This window comes from Pseudodesulfovibrio sp., from assembly GCF_028692895.1.
Lineage (GTDB): Bacteria > Desulfobacterota > Desulfovibrionia > Desulfovibrionales > Desulfovibrionaceae > Pseudodesulfovibrio.
The window spans coordinates 1-15,677 of the sequence record NZ_JAQUWN010000026.1; the positions used below are offsets into that span (position 1 = coordinate 1).

Here is a 15,677-nt window from a genome sequence, read left to right on the forward strand (position 1 = left end):
GCTTCGCTCCCTACCTGACCACACTCAGGGAGGAGGAGTGGGAGTTCATCGGCCCCCACGCCGTGCCCGTGGTGGTCGGCCCCGAGGCGACCTTCACCCGCGTCCAGTTGACCAACTACCTGGAAAAGAACGGCATCGAGACGCGCAATCTCTTCCAGTCCATGCCCACCCAGTGCCCCGGCTTCGCCTACCTGGGCCATCAACTGGGCGAGTTCCCGGAGGCGGAGTACATCGGCGTCAACGGGCTGCACATCGGCTGCCACCAGGACCTGACCACGGAGCACATGGCGTATTTCCTCCAGGTGGTCGAGCGGTTCCTGACCGAATACCAGAAGTAAAGGAAGCATCGCCATGACCATGGTCATCACCCGCACGCCGTACCGCCTCTCCTTCTTCGGAGGCGGCACGGACTATCCCGTCCACTACCGCGAGCACGGCGGCTGCGTCCTGCACACGACCATCAACAAGTACTGCCACATCATCTGCCGCGACCTGCCCCCGTTCTTTGAGCACAAGCATCTGGTGCGCTACTCCCGCACCGAGTGTCCCAACTCCATCGACCAGATCGAGCATCCCTCCGTGCGCGAGTGCATGCGCAAGTACGGCGTCGAGACCGGGCTGGAGGTCAATCACAGCGGCGACATCCCGGCCATGTCCGGCGTGGGGTCGAGCTCGTCCTTCACCGTCGGGCTGGTGCACGCCCTGGCCGCCATGCGCGGCGAGCTGCGCACCAAGCGGGAGCTGGCCCTGGAGGCCATCCACATCGAGCAGGACATGATCGGCGAGAACGTGGGCTCCCAGGACCAGGTTGCCGCCGCCTTCGGCGGGCTCAACTTCGTGGAGTTCGACGCCAAGAACGAATTCAAGGTCAAGATGGTCACCGCGCCCAGGGAGACCATCACCACCCTCCAGGACAACCTGCTCATCTTCTACACCGGCATCTCCCGCTTCGCCTCCACCATTGCGGAGGAGCAGATCGCCAACGCCAAGAAGAACGCCAACGATCTCTTCACCATGCGCGACATGGCCTACGAGGCCCTGCACATCCTCCACCAGGGGCCGGACCACGTGGACGATTTCGGCCGGTTGCTGCACGAGTCGTGGCGGCTCAAGCGCGGCCTGGGCACCAAGGTGTCCAACCAGGCCATCGACGACATGTACGAGGCGGCGCGCCGGGCGGGCGCTCTGGGCGGCAAGCTCTGCGGCGCGGGCGGCGGCGGGTTCCTCATGGTCTACGTCCCCCCGCAGGCGCAGCCCGCCGTGCGCGAGGCGCTCAAGGACCTGCTCTACATCCCGTTCACCTTCGAGAGCCTGGGGTCTCACATTGCCTTCTTCTCCCACGCCTAGCCTCGCGCCGATCATCCTGGCCGGCGGGCTGGGGACGCGGCTCCGGCCGGTCACCGGCGAGCTGCCCAAGGTCCTGGCCGAGGTGCGCGGGCGGCCGTTCATCACCTACCTGCTGGACTGGATTCGGGGGGCGGGCTTTGCGCGCGCCTGCATCAGCATCGGCTACGGCGCGGAGGCGGTCATGGACGTGCTGGGCCATCAGTGGCGCGGCCTCGGCATCGACTATTCCCGCGAGCACGAGCGGCTCGGCACCGGCGGCGGGGTCAGGCTTGCGCTTTCGCGCATCGAAACCGAGGGCGTGCTGGTCATGAACGGCGACAGCGCGGTGGACGCGCCGCTCACCGATTTCGTCCGCTTCGCCCTGGCGGGCGAGGGCCCGGCGCTCCTGGCCGTCAAGGTGGCGGACACGGCGCGCTACGGCTCCCTGGACATCGAGGACGGCGTGGTCCGCCGCTTCCTGGAAAAGGGACGCACCGGCGAGGGGTGGATCAACGCGGGTGTGTACTATTTCCCGAGGGACGTGGTCGAGGCGCTGCCGGAGGGCGCGTCCTCCCTGGAGACGGACCTGCTGCAAAAGGCGGCCGGGTCCCTGCGGGCCATGCGCTGCGACGCCCCGTTTCTGGACATCGGCACGCCCGAGGACTTCGCCCGCGCGGCCGACGCCGACTGGTTCGACCGGCTGGGCGGTGAGGCGTGATGGCGGCCGGTGTGGCGAAATACGGCAAGCCCGCGCTCCAGTTGGGCGTGGCCGCACTGCTGGTCTGGGCCATCTTCTATTTCCGGATCATCTCGGTGAGCGACCTGGTGGGCCTGGGTCGCCATCCCTGGGCCCTGGCCTTCTTTTGCTGCTGCATGTGCGCGCTCTACGTGCTCTCGTCCGTGCGCTGGCATCTGCTGCTCGGCTGCCTGGACATGGCCCCGCCCTTCGCCCAGACCCTGCGCATCACCTACATCGGCTCCTTCTGGGCCGCCTCGCTGCTGGGCGGCATGGCCAGCGAGTTCTCGCGCGCCTACATGATTTTCCGCCAGTCGCCGGACGCCAAGCGCAAGGGGGCCATCTCCATCGTGGTGGACAAGGTGGCCTCCCTGGCCGCGCTGTTGCTCTGGGCCTGCGTCTGCGTGGCCTTCAAGTACGACGCCATGTCCCATTCCCCGCTGTTCCGGGCGGTCAGCGTCTTCCTGGCCCTGGGCGGCGCGTTCTTCGTCCTGTTTGTCGGGATGCTCTTTCTCAATCGGCGGCGGCTCGGTTTTTCGAGCTGGGTGGAGCGCCGGTTCGGCGGCGGGCGCATCGCCGAGCAGGTCCTGCTGGTCACCGAGGCGTTCTACCTCTACCGCAGCCGCCCCGGCGTGCTCCTGTCCGTGCTCGGCATCTCCATCCTCAATCAGGGGATCATGGTCCTGATCCTGTATCAGACCGGTGTGCTCCTGGGCGGGGTCATGAGCTTTCTCGACGTGGGCATCTCCGGCCCGCTGACCGTGCTGCTCAACATGCTGCCGATCTCGCCCGGCGGCCTGGGGGTGGGCGAGGTGGCCTACGCCCAGATCAACGCCATCCTCAACCCGGCGTCGAGCCTGACCGTTTCGGGAACCGTGTTCCTGACGTTCAGGATCATCTCCGTCGTCACCTCTCTCCCGGCCGTGCTCTTCCTGTTCCGCAAGGGGGAAAAGCGGTAACCGGCCGAAAGGATTCGCCATGGTACGTTTGAAGATACTCGTCTGCGGCTCCACCGGCTTCATCGGCCGCAACATGGCCGAGGCCCTGGCCGACACCGGCCTCTACGAGGTCTACGGCACCCACTGCAAGCGGCCGCCGCTGGAGCATCCCGGCGTCACGCCCGTCCAGGCGGACCTGACCCGGCCCGAGGACGCGGACCGCGCCGTAAAGGGCATGGACGTCATCATCCAGGCGGCGGCCACCACCTCCGGGGCCGGGGACATCATCAACCGGCCCTACATCCACACCGCGGACAACGCGGTCATGAACTCGCACATCCTGCGCGCCGCCTACGACCACTCGGTGGGCCACGTTCTCTTTTTCAGTTGCACCATCATGTACGCCTCGTCGTCCGCACCCATCCGCGAGGAGGATTTCGACATCGCCGCGCCCCTGCCGCCGCAGTATTTCGGGGCCGGATGGACCAAGCTTTACATCGAAAAAATGTGCGAGTTCTACGCCCGCCTGGGGCGCACCCGGTTCACGGTCATGCGCCACTCCAACATCTACGGCCCGCACGACAAGTACGACCTGGCGCGCTCCCACGTTTTCGGCGCGACCATGACCAAGGTGCTGACCAACGAGGACGGCAAACTGGTCTGCTGGGGCCCGGGCACCGAGGAGCGCGACCTGCTCCACGTGGACGACCTGGTGGCCTTTGTCCGCGCCGCCATGGAGCGGCAGGAGACCCCCTTCGAGCTGGTCAACGTCGGCCTGGGCCGCGCCGTGTCCATCAAGGACCTGGTCCACCGGATCATCGCCAGTTCCGGCAGGGAGATCGCCGTGGAGCACGACCTTTCCAAGCCGCATATTCCGACGAAGATCTGCCTGGATATCTCCAAGGCCCGGCGCGATTTCGGCTGGGAGCCGACCATCCCGCTGGACGAGGGCATCCGCCGGACCATCGCCTGGTATCGCGAGAACCTGCTCTAGGCGGGCCGCCAACGCATGAAAAACGGGGCCGGAGCGCGACTGTCGCGCTCCGGCCCCGTTTCGTTTCTTTGCGGGAGCTTTCTAGAGGGCCAGGCCGGTAACCTTGTACACGGCGCAGCGCAGCCACATGAGCAGGCAGCAGGAACCGTTGTAGAGGATGCTGCGCTTGGTCTCGCCGCCGATGCGCTCGGGCTCGTCGCCGGGAATTTCCGTGATCTTGAGGCCCCGGATCTGGGCCATGGCCGTTACCAGCGGCTCGAAGACCGGGCCGTAGAGGAATTTCTCGAAGACCGGGTCCTTGGCGATGGCGCAGTCGAAGCCCCGGTAGATGGTCAGGGAGTCGGTGACCGGGAACTTGCCCAGCGAGCTGAAAAGTTTGGTGAACATCCAGTTGCCGAAGGCGGAGACGGCCGTGTCGTCGTAGGACTTGGCCGGGGGCAGGTAGCGGGAGACCACGGCCAGGTCGCAGCCCTCGCGCAGCCGGGCAACCAGGTCCGGCAACTGGTCGCACAGGCAGTTGCCGTCCGGGCTGAACTCGATGACGCAGTCGGTGGAAATGTTCTCGTTGATGGCGTCGAAGACCGCGAAGGCGAGGCCCTTGCGGCGCTGGCGCACCACGCGCAGGCCGTGCTCGGCCGCCACGTCCAGGGTGCCGTCGGTGCTTCCCGCGTCCACGATCAGGATTTCGTCAACGACGTTCTTGTCCAGGTCCTTGAGCGTGGCCCGCAGACCGTCCACCTCGTTGTAGGTGGGCATCAGCAGGGTGATGGTGCGGTGTCGTGTCATCTTACTCTTTGTTCAGGTCTGCCAGATACCATTCGATCGTTTGCCGCAGCCCCTCCGGCAGGGGGGTGACGGGCGAGCCGTGGAAGTACCGGTTGCGGCGGCCGCCGTCAACCGCGCGGTAGGGGATGGTGGTCGGCTTGTCCGCGTCGAACACGACCTCCGGTGAGCGGCCGCAGGCGGCCAGGACGGCGGCTACCGCCTGGCCTATGGTCACGGGCGCGCCGGAGCAGAGGTTGACGGGCGTCGCGGGGGGCACGTCGTCGGTGAGCAGGCAGGCGGCGATGGCGTCGGCCACGTCGGCCACGTAGACGAAGTCGCGGACCACGTCCGGGCTTCCCCAGACCATGAACGGGTCCTCACCGGCGCAGGCCCGGCGGATCAGGGCGGGCAGGACGTTGGATTTCTGCGGGTCGAAGCTGTCGTAGGGCCCGTAGACGCTGGTGGGGCGCAGGATGTAGGCCGACAGACCATAAATCTCTCCGTATCCGGCGGCCAACTGCTCCAGATAGCGGTACAGGTTGCCCACGCTGCGATAGGCGGCGTGGACCGGCTGGTTCAGGTCCAGCTCGTCCTCCCGGATGGGGTGGGCGGCGGGCTGGTATACCGTGGAGCTGCTGAGCAGGACCACCTTGCGGACCCGGTTGCGGGCCGCCGCCTCCAGCAGCCCCGCCATGATCCTGAGGTTGGGCAGGGTCGCGCCCGTGGGATTGGCCTTGTTCTCGGCCGCGCCGTGGCTGATGGCCGCGCTGATGACCAGGCCGTCGCGGCCCCTGGTGGCCTCCAGGCAGTCCTCGAAGTTCGTGAAGTCGAACTTCGGCAGGGCGGCGAATTCCGGCCGGGCGCTGGCGTGGCGCGTACCGGTGACGTCCGCGCCCAGCCCGGCCAGGCGGCGGGCGGTGTTGGCCCCGATGAGCCCGGTGCCGCCCGCGACGAGGATGCCGCCCCGCGCGCCCATCTATTTGCCGTCCCCGTACACGTCGTAGCGCAGGGAGGTGGCGTCGCGGTTGGCGGCGTACCACTCCATGGTCCTGCGCACGCCCTCGGTGAGGGAGGTGGCGGGGGTGAAGCCCAGGGACCGGGCGCGGTCCATGTCCAGGATGCGGCGGGCGTCGCCGGTGGGCTTGGTGGTGTCCCAGTGGATTTCGGGCGGGTTGTCCATGTTGGCCGCGATGGCCGTGACGAGCTCGCGGATGGAGTAGCCGTGGCCGCTGCCCAGGTTGACCGGCTTGTCCGGCGCGGCCTCGGCCACGCGGAGCATGCCCGCGGCCACGTCCTCGGCGAAGATGAAGTCGCGGATGGCGCTGCCGTCGCCCCAGACCGAGAGGGTTCCGTCCGAGGTCAGGGCGCGCTTGATGAGCGAGGGCACGACCATGGCGTTCTCGCTGTCGAAATTGTCGAAGGGGCCGTAGACGTTGGCGGGCCGGGTGATGGTCAGGTCCTCCATGCCGTACTCGATGCGGTAGGCCTCGACCTGGAGCTCACCCACGCGTTTGGACCAGCCGGAATACCAGTCGTTGGGCGAAGGGAAGGTGGACCAGACGTCGTCCTCCGCAAAAACCTCGGCCGGGGCGTAGACGCCCACGGAGCTGGTCAGTTGGTATCCGGCCACGCCCTCCAGGCGGGCGGCCTCCAGCATGGAGAACTCCATCATCACCGTGTTGTAGAGGAACCGGCCGGGCTTGGTCCGGGTCAGCGCCGGAGAGGCCTTGACGCCCAGCAGGTTGAACACGAAGTCCATCCCGGCGCAGGCCGCGCGGCAGTTGGCCATGTCCGTCAGGTCCAGGCGGAGGAACTCCGCGTCCGGATGGGCGCGCTCCGGGGAGTCAAGGGAGCTGATGCGCACCTGCGCGCCCCGCTCGACGAGGAGCCGGACCAGGGGAATGCCGATCATGCCGGTGCCACCGGCCACCAGAACCTTCTTGCCGTCGAATTGCATGCTGCCGTCCCGTGCCGACGCTAGCCGTCGGCCTTGATGGTGTAGAAGTAGGCCCCTTTCTTGTTCCCGTACCAGACCACTTCCTTGTACCACGTATCCCAGTCGTTCCAGGTCTCGGCGGTGCGGTCGATGCGGTAGCGGAATTCCCCCTGCTCCAGGATGTCCCGGTTCTCCTCCAGGGCGACGCGGTAGGCCTCCCAGATGTTGCCGGAGAGCGTCAGGGACAGGTCCTCGGTCTGGAAGGGCGTCTTGATGAGCGCCCGGTTCAGGCGGACCGCCTCGTCCATGACCGTGCGCGCGGGCGCGGGGTCGGCCATGAGCGAGAGGATGATGGCCTCGGCCTCGCGGTAGAAGTCGTCGAAGGTGTTTTCGCGGCAGAGCTGGATGAAGGCGTATTCGTCGTGGGGCCAGTAGATGTTCAGCCACTCGCGGGAGAAGGCGTACTCCAGGCCGCCTTCCTGCAACTGGCGGGCCTCCCGCTCGAAGAATTCGTTGATGGAATGGACGACCGGGTACGCCGCCGGATCGGCCGCGAGGAAGGCGTTGACGATGTCCCGGTACTGCATGGCGAAGCGGGAGTGGGCCAGGACCATGGGAATCTGGAGGATTTTGTCGAAGAACAGGAAGGCCATCATCCAGGAGTAGACGCGGGTCCTGATCCAATCCGCGCGGGGCATGGAGCTGGTGCCCACCACCAGGTCCTGGGTCTCCTCGACCTCGTTGCCGGTGGCCATGGCCCCGTGCAGGTTGATGATCTTGGTGCGCACAACCTGCATGTCGTGCTTTTTGCGGTACTCGGGGTCGCCCATGGTGGCGTTGGGCAGGATGGAGAGGTTGATGAACTGGATGCGGTTGTACTGGCCGTTGTCGATGATCTGGTCCACGCCGCGCACGAAGGTCTCGTAGGTCTCGCCGGGCAGGGCCAGGATCAGGTCGGTGTAGGTTTCGATGCCGTCCCGGTTGAAGCGTCGCTGCAATTCCTCGAAGGACTTGAGAGAGACGTTCTCCCGGCCGATGTTCCTCAGCGCCTCCGGGGCCACGGTCTGGAGGGCCATGGTCACGCCCTTGTTCAGCTTGGCGTCGTGGAGCATGCGCTGGATGGCGTAGGAGCGCTCGGTGGCGTTCTTGGTGTTCTGCACGGAGAGGGCGCAGGGGTAGCCGTACTTCTCCCGCGTGGCCACAACGAACCGGGTCAGCTCCAGGTCGCGCTTGAGCAGGCCGTAGTTGGAGTCGCAGCAGAAGATGAATTCCACCTTGTGCTTGGCGAACCAGACCATCTCGTCCTCAAGCTGCTTCCGGTCGAAGGCGTACATGCGGGCGTGGGTGGCCCCGCCCCAGTCGCAGTAGGCGCAGTTGAAGGGACAGCCCCGGTTGGTCTCCCACAGCCCCAGCCATTCGGTCTCGGGATGGGCTGCCATGAGCTCGTCGAACAGCCCGTCCAGGTAGGGGGAGGGCATGTCGGCCAGGTCGGCCAGCCGCTCGCGCGGGGCGGTGCGGATTTCCTCGCCGTTTCGGACAAAGGAGATGCCCGGCACGTTCTCCCAGTCCCGGCCCTCGTAGTGGTCCAGAAGGTCGGCGTAGGTCTGCTCGCCCTCGCCGTGGATGGCGATGTCCAGCCAGGGGTGGCGGAGCAGGAAGTCGCGCTCGCGCACCGGGACGTGCGGGCCGCCGCAGACGATCAGGACCTCGGGCCGGGCCGCCTTGAGGGCCTTTGCGATGGCCATGGAGAGCTCGAAGTTCCAGGCGTAGAGGCTGAAGACCGCCAGGTCCGCGCCGCGCAGGTTCTCCAGGGCCTCCTCAACGGTGACGCGGCGGAAGATGGGGAGCATGAAGCGGAACTTGTCCGTCTCCCTGCCGAACTTCCGGGCGTAGGCCTGGAGCTTGCCGAGGGAGTACGGGAAGTAGGAGGCGTTGGCGAAGCTGTTGTTGATCTGGACTTGGCCGACGTTGTAAGCCATGGGAATCCTTGCTTCCGGCCGCCTAGAAGGGGCCTTTGAAGTTGTGCTCGTAGGTGTAGAACACCTCGCCGGACAGGTCGCAGGCGGGCAGGTCCAGGGTTTTCTCCACCGAGCGGACGATGCTCTCCGCGTTGGGGTAGAAGGCGTTTTCCAGCGGGCGCGTGGTCGGGCAGGGGACGTGGGCGAACCCGAGGCGGGTCACCGGGCTCCTCAGCGCGCCGAAGCAGCGTTCGCCGATGAGGGCCGCCGCCTCGGCGGAAAAGCCGCAGAAGGTCCAGTCGTAGTCGGCCACCAGGCAGCGGCCGGTCTTGTTCACCGAGTTTACCAGCAGCTCCTCGTCCAGGGGATGGATGGTGCGCGGGTCCACGACCTCCAGAGACACGCCGTGCCGCCGCTCGAGGATTTCCGCCGCCTTGACCGCCTCGATGTTCATCCAGGAGGTGGCGATGACCGTCAGGTCGGCCCCCTCGCGGACCACGCGGCCCTTGCCCATGGGAATGACGTATTCGCCGTCCGGCACCTCGCCCTCGATGTCGTAGAGCATTCGGTGCTCCAGGACCACCACCGGATTGTCGTCGCGGATGGCCCCGGCCAGCAGTCCCTTGGCGTCGGCGGGCGAGGTGGGCATGACCACCTTGATGCCGGGGATGTGCGCGAAGAGCGACTGCATGGACTTGGAGTGCTGGCAGGACTGGCCCCAGCCCCGGCCGATGACCGCGCGCATGGTCACGGGCGCGCTCAGGCGGCCGCCGGACATGTAGCGCAGGTTGGAATACATGTTGGCCAACTGGTTGATGGTCAGGAGCATGAAGTCCACGCGGATGTGGATGTGGACCGGGCGCATGCCGCACAGGGCCGCGCCCAGGCCGAATCCGGCCATGGAGTCCTCGGCCGTGGGGGTGATGAAGCACCGCTCCGGGCCGAACTTCTCCACGATGCCCGCCGTGGAGCCGAAAATGCGTTTGTGGTCCGAGACGTCCAGGCCGTAGAGGAACACGGAGGCGTCGCGCTCCATCTCCTGGACCTGGGCCGCGACGATGGCGTTGCGATAGGTGAGGGTGCTCATGCGTAGACGTCCTTGCGCAGTTCATCCAGGGCTGGGAAGGCGGAGGCCGTGGCCTTGGCGACGGCCGCTTCGATGGCCGCCCTGATCCCGTTTTCCAGGGCGGCGATCTCCGCCTCGGTCGCGCCCGCCTTCAGGGCGTTGGCGCGCTGCACCCGGACCGGGTCGCGGTCGAACCAGTCGGCGCAGTCCTCCTTGCAGCGGTATCCGGCGGAAAAGTCCTCGTTGACGCCCACGTGCTCCAGGTAGCGCAGGTACTTGAGGAGCAGGAAGGCCGGGCCTTCGCCCCTGCGCACGGCGGCCGCCGCCGTGGCGGCCAGTTCGTGAATCTCGCCCGCGTCCGTGGAGTCCGAGGTGAAGACCGGCAGGTTGAAGGTCTTGACCGTGGTCGCGATGTCGTAGGACTGGCGGTTTTGAATGTGCGAGTGGATGGCCAGCCCGTTGTCCTCGCAGACGAAGAGGAGCGGGAGTTTCGCCAGGGCGGCGTAGTTCAGGGTCTCCCAGAACACGCCCTCCTCGGTGGCCCCGTCGCCGAAGAAGACGGCGGCGATGTCGCCGGTTGCCTGCGCCTTCTGGGCATAGGCCGCGCCCAGGGCCACGGGCAGGATGGAGCCGACCACGGCCGAGGAGGCCAGGAAGCCGTGCGCGGGCGAGGAGAGGTGCATGGACCCGGCCTTGCCGCAGGCGACGCCGGTCTCGCGGCCGTAGAGCTCGCAGAAGAAGTCGTCCAGGCTGCCGCCCTTGGTCAGGTACAGGGCGTGGTTGCGCCAGGTGCCGAAGACCTTGTCCGTGGCCGTCAGGGCGTGGACCACGCCCGCCACCAGCCCTTCCTCGCCCAGGCTGAGGTGGACCGGGGTCTTCATCTCGTCGCCCATGTAGTCGGCCCGGATGCGCTCCTCGGCCATGCGGACGGTGTAGACCTTGCGGTAGAGTTCCGTGTGAAGCGTCGTGTTCATGGCGTTACCTGGTCAGGAAGCGGCGGCCGGAGGCCACGCGCTCGCGCCAGTAGTTGAGCAGGTCAAGCATGGTGGTCTCGAAGGGAATTTCGGGCTTCCAGCCGGTGTGGTTGGTGAATTTGGCGGTGTTGGGCACCTGGAGGTCGGCGTCCAGGGGGCGCAGGCGGGCCTGCTCGGTCTCCACCCGGATCTTGTCCTTCACCGTGGAGATGGAGACGAGGTGGGCGAGCATGTCGCGCACGGTGCAGGAGAAGGTGCCGCCGATGTTGTAGTACTGGCCGGGGATCGGGTTGACGGTGAGCAGCATGTAGTAGGCCCGGACCGCGTCGCGCACGTCGGACCAGGTGCGCATGGAGTCGAGGTTGCCGGTCTTGACCACGGGTTCGATCATGCCCGCCTCGATCATGGCGATCTGCTTGGCGAAGGTGGACTCCGCGAACACGTCGCCCCGGCGCGGGCCGGTGTGGGTGAACATGCGGGTGGTCATGATCTTCATGTGGTGCGCCTCGGCGAAGTAGCGGCCCACCAGGTCGGTGCCGGTCTTGGAGATGGCGTAGGGCGAGGCGGGGTGGAACTTGCACTCCTCGTCGATGGGCAGGCACTCCTTGGGCACCCGGCCGAAGACCTCCGAGGAGGCGCAGACGTGGATGTACGGGTCGCAGCCGGTCTTGTGGATGGCCTCCAGGAGCCGGTGGGTGCCGAGGATGTTGGTGTCGTAGGTCTGGATGGGCGAGTCGAAGCTGGTCTTGGGATAGCTCTGGGCCGCCAGGTGGAAGACGTAGTCCGGCTTCACCTCCTCCATGACGTTGTGCAGGGAGATGTAGTCGCAGAGGTCGCCGTAGTGGAAGAAGACCCGGTCGCCCTTGTTGGCGCGGTCCAGGAGGTGCTCCACGTCGTCCAGGGGGCTGCGCCAGCGGCACATGCCGTGGACGTCCCAGTCGGTGTTGGCCAGGAGAAAATCAGTGAGGTGCGACCCCACCATGCCCGTGATGCCGGTGATGAGTGCTCTTTTCGCCATGTGGATCGTCGTGTTTGTTGAAGCGTTGTGGTCGTGGGGCAGAGGAAAGGAGGGGGTGTGTCCCGCTACGCCCCATAATGTCTTGAAAATGTGAACACCGCGAATCTGTTAGTCCCAAAACCGTTATCTGTCAACGCTTTTAAGGATTCTTGGCGGTTGCTCGAGCATGGGGGAGGAGCGGGAAACCGCCCGGCGGATTCCCCGGGAAAGGGGGCTCGCCGGGCGGGGTCCTTGCGGATCAGAACCGTTCGAAGCTGTCGTCGGCCATTTCCAGGGCGGCGCCGGAGGATTTGGCCCGGACGGCGGGCCTGGCCTTTGCGCCGGGCTTGCCCGATACGGGCGGCGCGGCCCTGCGCGTCTGGACCGGGGCGTGGGCCCCCAGCCGGAAGAAGCTGATGGTTTCCTGGAGCAGGGCGGCGTGGCTGGCCAGCTCCTCGGACGAGGAGGCCACCTCCTCGGACTCGGCGGAGTTCTGCTGGACCACGCGGTCGAGCTCCATGATGGCGTGCTTGATCTGGTTGGAGCCCTCCTGCTGTTCGGTGGAGCCCGCCGCGATCTCCTGGACCAGTTCGGCGGTGCGGATGATGTCCGGCACCATCTTTTGCAGCATCTTGCCCGCCTGCTCGGCGATGGCCACGCTGCTGGCCGAGAGCTCGCTGATCTCCGAGGCGGCCAGGCCGCTGCGTTCGGCCAGCCTGCGCACCTCGGCCGCGACCACGGCGAAGCCCTTGCCGTGCTCGCCCGCCCGCGCCGCCTCGATGGCCGCGTTCAGGGCCAGGAGGTTGGTCTGGCGGGCGATCTCCTCGATGATGGCGATCTTCTCGGCGATCTGGCGCATGGCGTGCATGGTCTTGTCCACGGACTCGCCGCCCTGTCGGGCGTCCTCGGCCGCCTGCCGGGCGATCTTCTCGGTCTCGCGGGCGTTGCCGGTATTGTGCTCGATGTTGGCGGTCATCTCCTCCATGGAGGCGGACACCTCCTCCACCGCGCTGGCCTGACTGTTGGCCCCTTCGGAAAGGGACTGCGAGGTGGAGGCCAGCTCGTTGCTGCCGTTGGTCACGCTGCCCGTTGCGGCCTGGACGTTGGAGACGATCTCGCGCAGCTTGGCGGACATGGAGTTGAGGGCCGCGCCGAGGGTCTCCAGCTCGTCGCGCGGGCCCTTTTCGTGCACGGGCAGCCGCTCCACGTCGAGGTCGCCGTCCACGATGCGGTTGAGGACCAGCACGGTGCGGCCCACGGCGGCGCTGATCTGCCGGGCGAAGAACAGGGTGATGAGCAGGCCGATGACGACCATGAACGCGCCGATGCCGCCCGACCACCACTTCGTGCTTGTCAGGGCCGCTTGGGCCGCGCGCTCCCCGGCCATGAACTCTTCCACATAGCCGGTGCCGACGATGACCCAGTCCCAGGGCTTGAAGTAGACGCCCGTGAGCAGGACGTCCTTGCCGCCGATGCGGGCGGCGGCGGTCGTGGGCTTGCCCCCGGCCTCGCGGGCGGCCACGATGAGATCCCGGTAGACCTGGGCCCCGGCGTCATCCTTGTCGTCCAGGAGGCTCGTGCCCTCCAGGTCGGCTTTCTTGTGCAGCTTGACCACGCCCTCGGCCGCGCCCGATCCGCCCAGGACGGACAGGGAGCCCGTCGTGCCCAGGACCACGGACTTGAGCCCTTCCCGGAGCTGCTGGACGCCCTCCTGGAGGATGCCCACGTAGAGACAGCCGATGACCCTGCCGCTAGCGTCCTTGATGGGGCGGTACTGGGTCAGGTACCAGGCGTTCACGACATAGGCCGTGCCCCGGTAGGTTTCGCCGGAGCGAACGGTCCTGGCCACGACGCTCGAACTGGGGATGTAGGTGCCCACGGCGCGCTTGCCGTCGGTCTTGAGAATGTTGGTGGCCACGCGCAGCAGGTCTCCCCGGTCGTCCATGGTCTGGAAGACCGTGCAGGTGGTGCCGGTCAGCTTCATGATGTCGTCCACCAGCGGGGTGGGGACGTCGGGCGAGCTGTTCTGGCCGAACCAGCGGCCGCCCATGGTCATCTTCGGCAGGACGACCTCCGACTTCTCCTTGGTGATCTGGTTGACGGCCTGCCAGGTGGCCGTCTCGGGCGAAAGGGCGATGGCGCCGTTGCGGTCCACCACGCTGAGAAGAACGCGCATGTCGTTCTCCAACTGCTTGACCAGGGTGGCGTGCTGGGTTTCCAGCAGATTTTTGGCGTCGGCAACGGCCAGTTCCATTTCGTGGTGCGCCTGCTTGTCGAAGTAGGCGGCCAGCACGTTGGACACGACGGAACTCTGCCAAAAGAGAATGGCCAGAATGCCGGCGGTGGTCAGGCCGACCAGGGTTATGCCGAGGGTTGTCATCTTGGGGCCGATCTTCATGAATCCACCTCGCGTCCGCCACCTTCACCACCAGCGTAGCTTCGCCTCGGGCGAGGGTGCGAGAGTGTTGGGAAAAAAACGGTTACGTGTGTGATAGTACTCCACATTTGCCAGGAGGGTACAGCATATCCCAACGAGACGCCATATCCATTATAATGATAGTTGGATCGAGATGAAGGGGGGCGTTCACGCCGGGTCACTTGATGGTGGCCCTCGAAATGGACGACGACGAATTCGAGTCGTACTGATCCCACGGAATCCCGTCCGAAGCGGGCCCCAAACTCTCCATGGCGAATTGAAAACGGCCGGTCTCCATAGGTGACCGGCCGTTTTTGCACCGTTTTTCGGCCTGCGGCGGGTATCCGGCCTGTTGGGACCGGCGCGTCCACGGTTCTTTTCGGGGCGTTTTCACCCGAAGGCGGGCGTTCGACTCGACAAAATCACGCTTCTTAACACAACCATGACAATTCCGACACCGGATATGCACGCAGGGGGGATAGGTTGACGCAGTCTTTCAACATCAACCAAGAGGTTTTGGAATTGAAGTACCTTTCTAAACTGATGGCCATGCTGATGCTGATGGCCCTGGTGTTTCCGGCGGTTTCCTTTGCTGACGTCAGCCTGGTTGGTTCCGGCGCCAGTTTCCCGGCTCCCTTGTACACCACCTGGTTCAAGACCTTCAGCCGCGAGAATTCCGGCGTGCAGGTCAGCTACCAGTCCAAGGGCAGCGGCGCGGGAATCAGGGATTTTCAAAACCATGTCGTGGACTTCGGCGCCAGTGACGCCGCCATGACCCCCGAGGAAATTTCCAAGGTCGCCGAGGGCGTGCAGCTCCTGCCCATGACCGCGGGCGAGATCGTCCTGACCTACAACCTGGAAGGCGTGAGCGATCTCAAGCTCCCCCGCGACGTCTACGCCGGGATCTTCCTCGGCCAGATCACCAAGTGGGACGACCCGGCCATCGTCAAGGCCAACCCCGGCGTGAAGCTGCCCTCCGAGAACATCGTCGTGGTCGCCCGCGCCGACAGCTCCGGCACCAACTTCAACTTCACCCAGCACCTGTGCGCCATCAGCAAGACCTTCAAGGACAAGGTCGGCTTCGGCAAGACCGTCGAGTGGCCCCTGTCCCAGAACCTGATCAAGGCCCCCAAGAACGACGGCGTCGCCGCCGCCATCAAGCAGACCCCCGGCGCCATCGGCTACGTCGAGTTCGGCTACGCCCAGATGGCCAAGCTGCCCATGGCCTCCCTGCAGAACAAGGCGGGCAAGTTCGTGGCCCCCGGCCTCAAGAGCGGCCAGGCCGCCCTGGCCAACGCCGTGCTGCCCGAGAACATGATCGTCTTCATCACCGATCCTGACGGCGACGGCTCCTACCCCATGGTCACCTACACCTGGATGCTCTTCTACAAGACCTATCAGGACAAGGAAAAGGTGGAGTGGATTCACAAGCTCATCGACTACTGCCTCTACAAGGGCCAGGCCATCTCCGACAAGGCCGGCTACATCCCGATGCCCGAGACCGTCGTGAAGAAGGTCGCCGCGGCCGCCAAGAACATCAAGTAGGCGGGCTTCCTCAGCCAAGCCAAAGG

14 protein-coding genes are annotated in these 15,677 nt (G+C 66.1%); 6 read left to right on the plus strand and 8 right to left on the minus strand.

Annotation, left to right across the window (positions count from 1 at the left end):
* The 5 genes from PHP91_RS08420 to PHP91_RS08440 form a co-directional block, all read left to right on the plus strand.
* A partial coding sequence (locus PHP91_RS08420) for a DegT/DnrJ/EryC1/StrS family aminotransferase (protein WP_300139509.1) occupies positions 1-338 on the plus strand: 338 nt, incomplete at its 5' end.
* 13 nt (positions 339-351) lie between these two features.
* Positions 352-1,347 (plus strand): kinase, encoded by a 996-nt coding sequence (locus tag PHP91_RS08425; RefSeq protein ID WP_300139511.1) that lies wholly within the window; start codon positions 352-354, stop codon positions 1,345-1,347.
* Positions 1,325-2,044: a sugar phosphate nucleotidyltransferase gene (locus PHP91_RS08430; RefSeq protein WP_300139513.1), complete on the plus strand. Its 720-nt coding sequence runs from the start codon at positions 1,325-1,327 to the stop codon at positions 2,042-2,044. Before PHP91_RS08425 ends, PHP91_RS08430 begins: the two co-directional genes overlap by 23 nt.
* Positions 2,044-3,021 (plus strand): lysylphosphatidylglycerol synthase transmembrane domain-containing protein, encoded by a 978-nt coding sequence (locus PHP91_RS08435; protein ID WP_300139515.1) that lies wholly within the window; start codon positions 2,044-2,046, stop codon positions 3,019-3,021. Before PHP91_RS08430 ends, PHP91_RS08435 begins: the two co-directional genes overlap by 1 nt.
* A 19-nt stretch (positions 3,022-3,040) precedes the next feature.
* Positions 3,041-3,994 (plus strand): NAD-dependent epimerase/dehydratase family protein, encoded by a 954-nt coding sequence (locus tag PHP91_RS08440; protein ID WP_300139517.1) that lies wholly within the window; start codon positions 3,041-3,043, stop codon positions 3,992-3,994.
* Between the two features lie 81 nt (positions 3,995-4,075).
* Here PHP91_RS08440 and PHP91_RS08445 read toward each other — a convergent pair whose 3' ends face one another.
* The 8 genes from PHP91_RS08445 to PHP91_RS08480 all read right to left on the minus strand — a co-directional run bounded on the left by PHP91_RS08445 (position 4,076) and on the right by PHP91_RS08480 (position 14,088).
* The gene (locus tag PHP91_RS08445) at positions 4,076-4,780 is read right to left on the minus strand and encodes a glycosyltransferase family 2 protein (RefSeq protein ID WP_300139518.1); all 705 of its coding nucleotides are present in this window, start codon (positions 4,778-4,780) and stop codon (positions 4,076-4,078) included.
* Between the two features lies 1 nt (position 4,781).
* Positions 4,782-5,735: an NAD-dependent epimerase/dehydratase family protein gene (locus tag PHP91_RS08450; RefSeq protein WP_300139520.1), complete on the minus strand. Its 954-nt coding sequence runs from the start codon at positions 5,733-5,735 to the stop codon at positions 4,782-4,784.
* On the minus strand, positions 5,736-6,716 hold the full coding sequence (locus PHP91_RS08455; protein ID WP_300139522.1) for an NAD-dependent epimerase/dehydratase family protein: 981 nt from the start codon (positions 6,714-6,716) through the stop codon (positions 5,736-5,738).
* 20 nt (positions 6,717-6,736) lie between these two features.
* Positions 6,737-8,674: a cobalamin-dependent protein gene (locus PHP91_RS08460; protein ID WP_300139524.1), complete on the minus strand. Its 1,938-nt coding sequence runs from the start codon at positions 8,672-8,674 to the stop codon at positions 6,737-6,739.
* A 22-nt stretch (positions 8,675-8,696) separates the two neighbouring features.
* Positions 8,697-9,740: a transketolase C-terminal domain-containing protein gene (locus tag PHP91_RS08465; protein WP_300139525.1), complete on the minus strand. Its 1,044-nt coding sequence runs from the start codon at positions 9,738-9,740 to the stop codon at positions 8,697-8,699.
* Complete coding sequence (locus tag PHP91_RS08470) at positions 9,737-10,693, minus strand: thiamine pyrophosphate-dependent dehydrogenase E1 component subunit alpha (RefSeq protein WP_300139527.1); 957 nt, start codon at positions 10,691-10,693, stop codon at positions 9,737-9,739. Before PHP91_RS08470 ends, PHP91_RS08465 begins: the two co-directional genes overlap by 4 nt.
* A gap of 4 nt (positions 10,694-10,697) precedes the next feature.
* Positions 10,698-11,711, minus strand: a complete 1,014-nt coding sequence (locus PHP91_RS08475; protein ID WP_300139529.1) for a GDP-mannose 4,6-dehydratase — start codon at positions 11,709-11,711, stop codon at positions 10,698-10,700.
* 238 nt (positions 11,712-11,949) lie between these two features.
* The gene (locus PHP91_RS08480) at positions 11,950-14,088 is read right to left on the minus strand and encodes a methyl-accepting chemotaxis protein (protein WP_300139531.1); all 2,139 of its coding nucleotides are present in this window, start codon (positions 14,086-14,088) and stop codon (positions 11,950-11,952) included.
* 540 nt (positions 14,089-14,628) lie between these two features.
* Between PHP91_RS08480 and pstS the strand changes: the two genes are divergently transcribed.
* A complete protein-coding gene (gene pstS, locus PHP91_RS08485; protein ID WP_300139532.1) occupies positions 14,629-15,651 on the plus strand; it encodes a phosphate ABC transporter substrate-binding protein PstS in 1,023 nt (340 codons plus the stop codon).
* Positions 15,652-15,677 lie beyond the last annotated feature (26 nt).

Excerpts from the sequence above, each read along its gene's own strand:
- PHP91_RS08465 (WP_300139525.1), bottom strand. The coding sequence starts at position 9,740 with ATGAGCACCCTCACCTATCGCAACGCCATCGTCGCGGCCCAGGTCCAG.
- PHP91_RS08435 (WP_300139515.1), top strand. The coding sequence starts at position 2,044 with ATGGCGGCCGGTGTGGCGAAATACGGCAAGCCCGCGCTCCAGTTGGGC.
- PHP91_RS08475 (WP_300139529.1), bottom strand. The coding sequence starts at position 11,711 with ATGGCGAAAAGAGCACTCATCACCGGCATCACGGGCATGGTGGGGTCG.
- PHP91_RS08445 (WP_300139518.1), bottom strand. The coding sequence starts at position 4,780 with ATGACACGACACCGCACCATCACCCTGCTGATGCCCACCTACAACGAG.
- PHP91_RS08460 (WP_300139524.1), bottom strand. The coding sequence starts at position 8,674 with ATGGCTTACAACGTCGGCCAAGTCCAGATCAACAACAGCTTCGCCAAC.
- PHP91_RS08470 (WP_300139527.1), bottom strand. The coding sequence starts at position 10,693 with ATGAACACGACGCTTCACACGGAACTCTACCGCAAGGTCTACACCGTC.
- PHP91_RS08480 (WP_300139531.1), bottom strand. The coding sequence starts at position 14,088 with ATGAAGATCGGCCCCAAGATGACAACCCTCGGCATAACCCTGGTCGGC.
- PHP91_RS08440 (WP_300139517.1), top strand. The coding sequence starts at position 3,041 with ATGGTACGTTTGAAGATACTCGTCTGCGGCTCCACCGGCTTCATCGGC.
- PHP91_RS08455 (WP_300139522.1), bottom strand. The coding sequence starts at position 6,716 with ATGCAATTCGACGGCAAGAAGGTTCTGGTGGCCGGTGGCACCGGCATG.
- PHP91_RS08425 (WP_300139511.1), top strand. The coding sequence starts at position 352 with ATGACCATGGTCATCACCCGCACGCCGTACCGCCTCTCCTTCTTCGGA.
- PHP91_RS08450 (WP_300139520.1), bottom strand. The coding sequence starts at position 5,735 with ATGGGCGCGCGGGGCGGCATCCTCGTCGCGGGCGGCACCGGGCTCATC.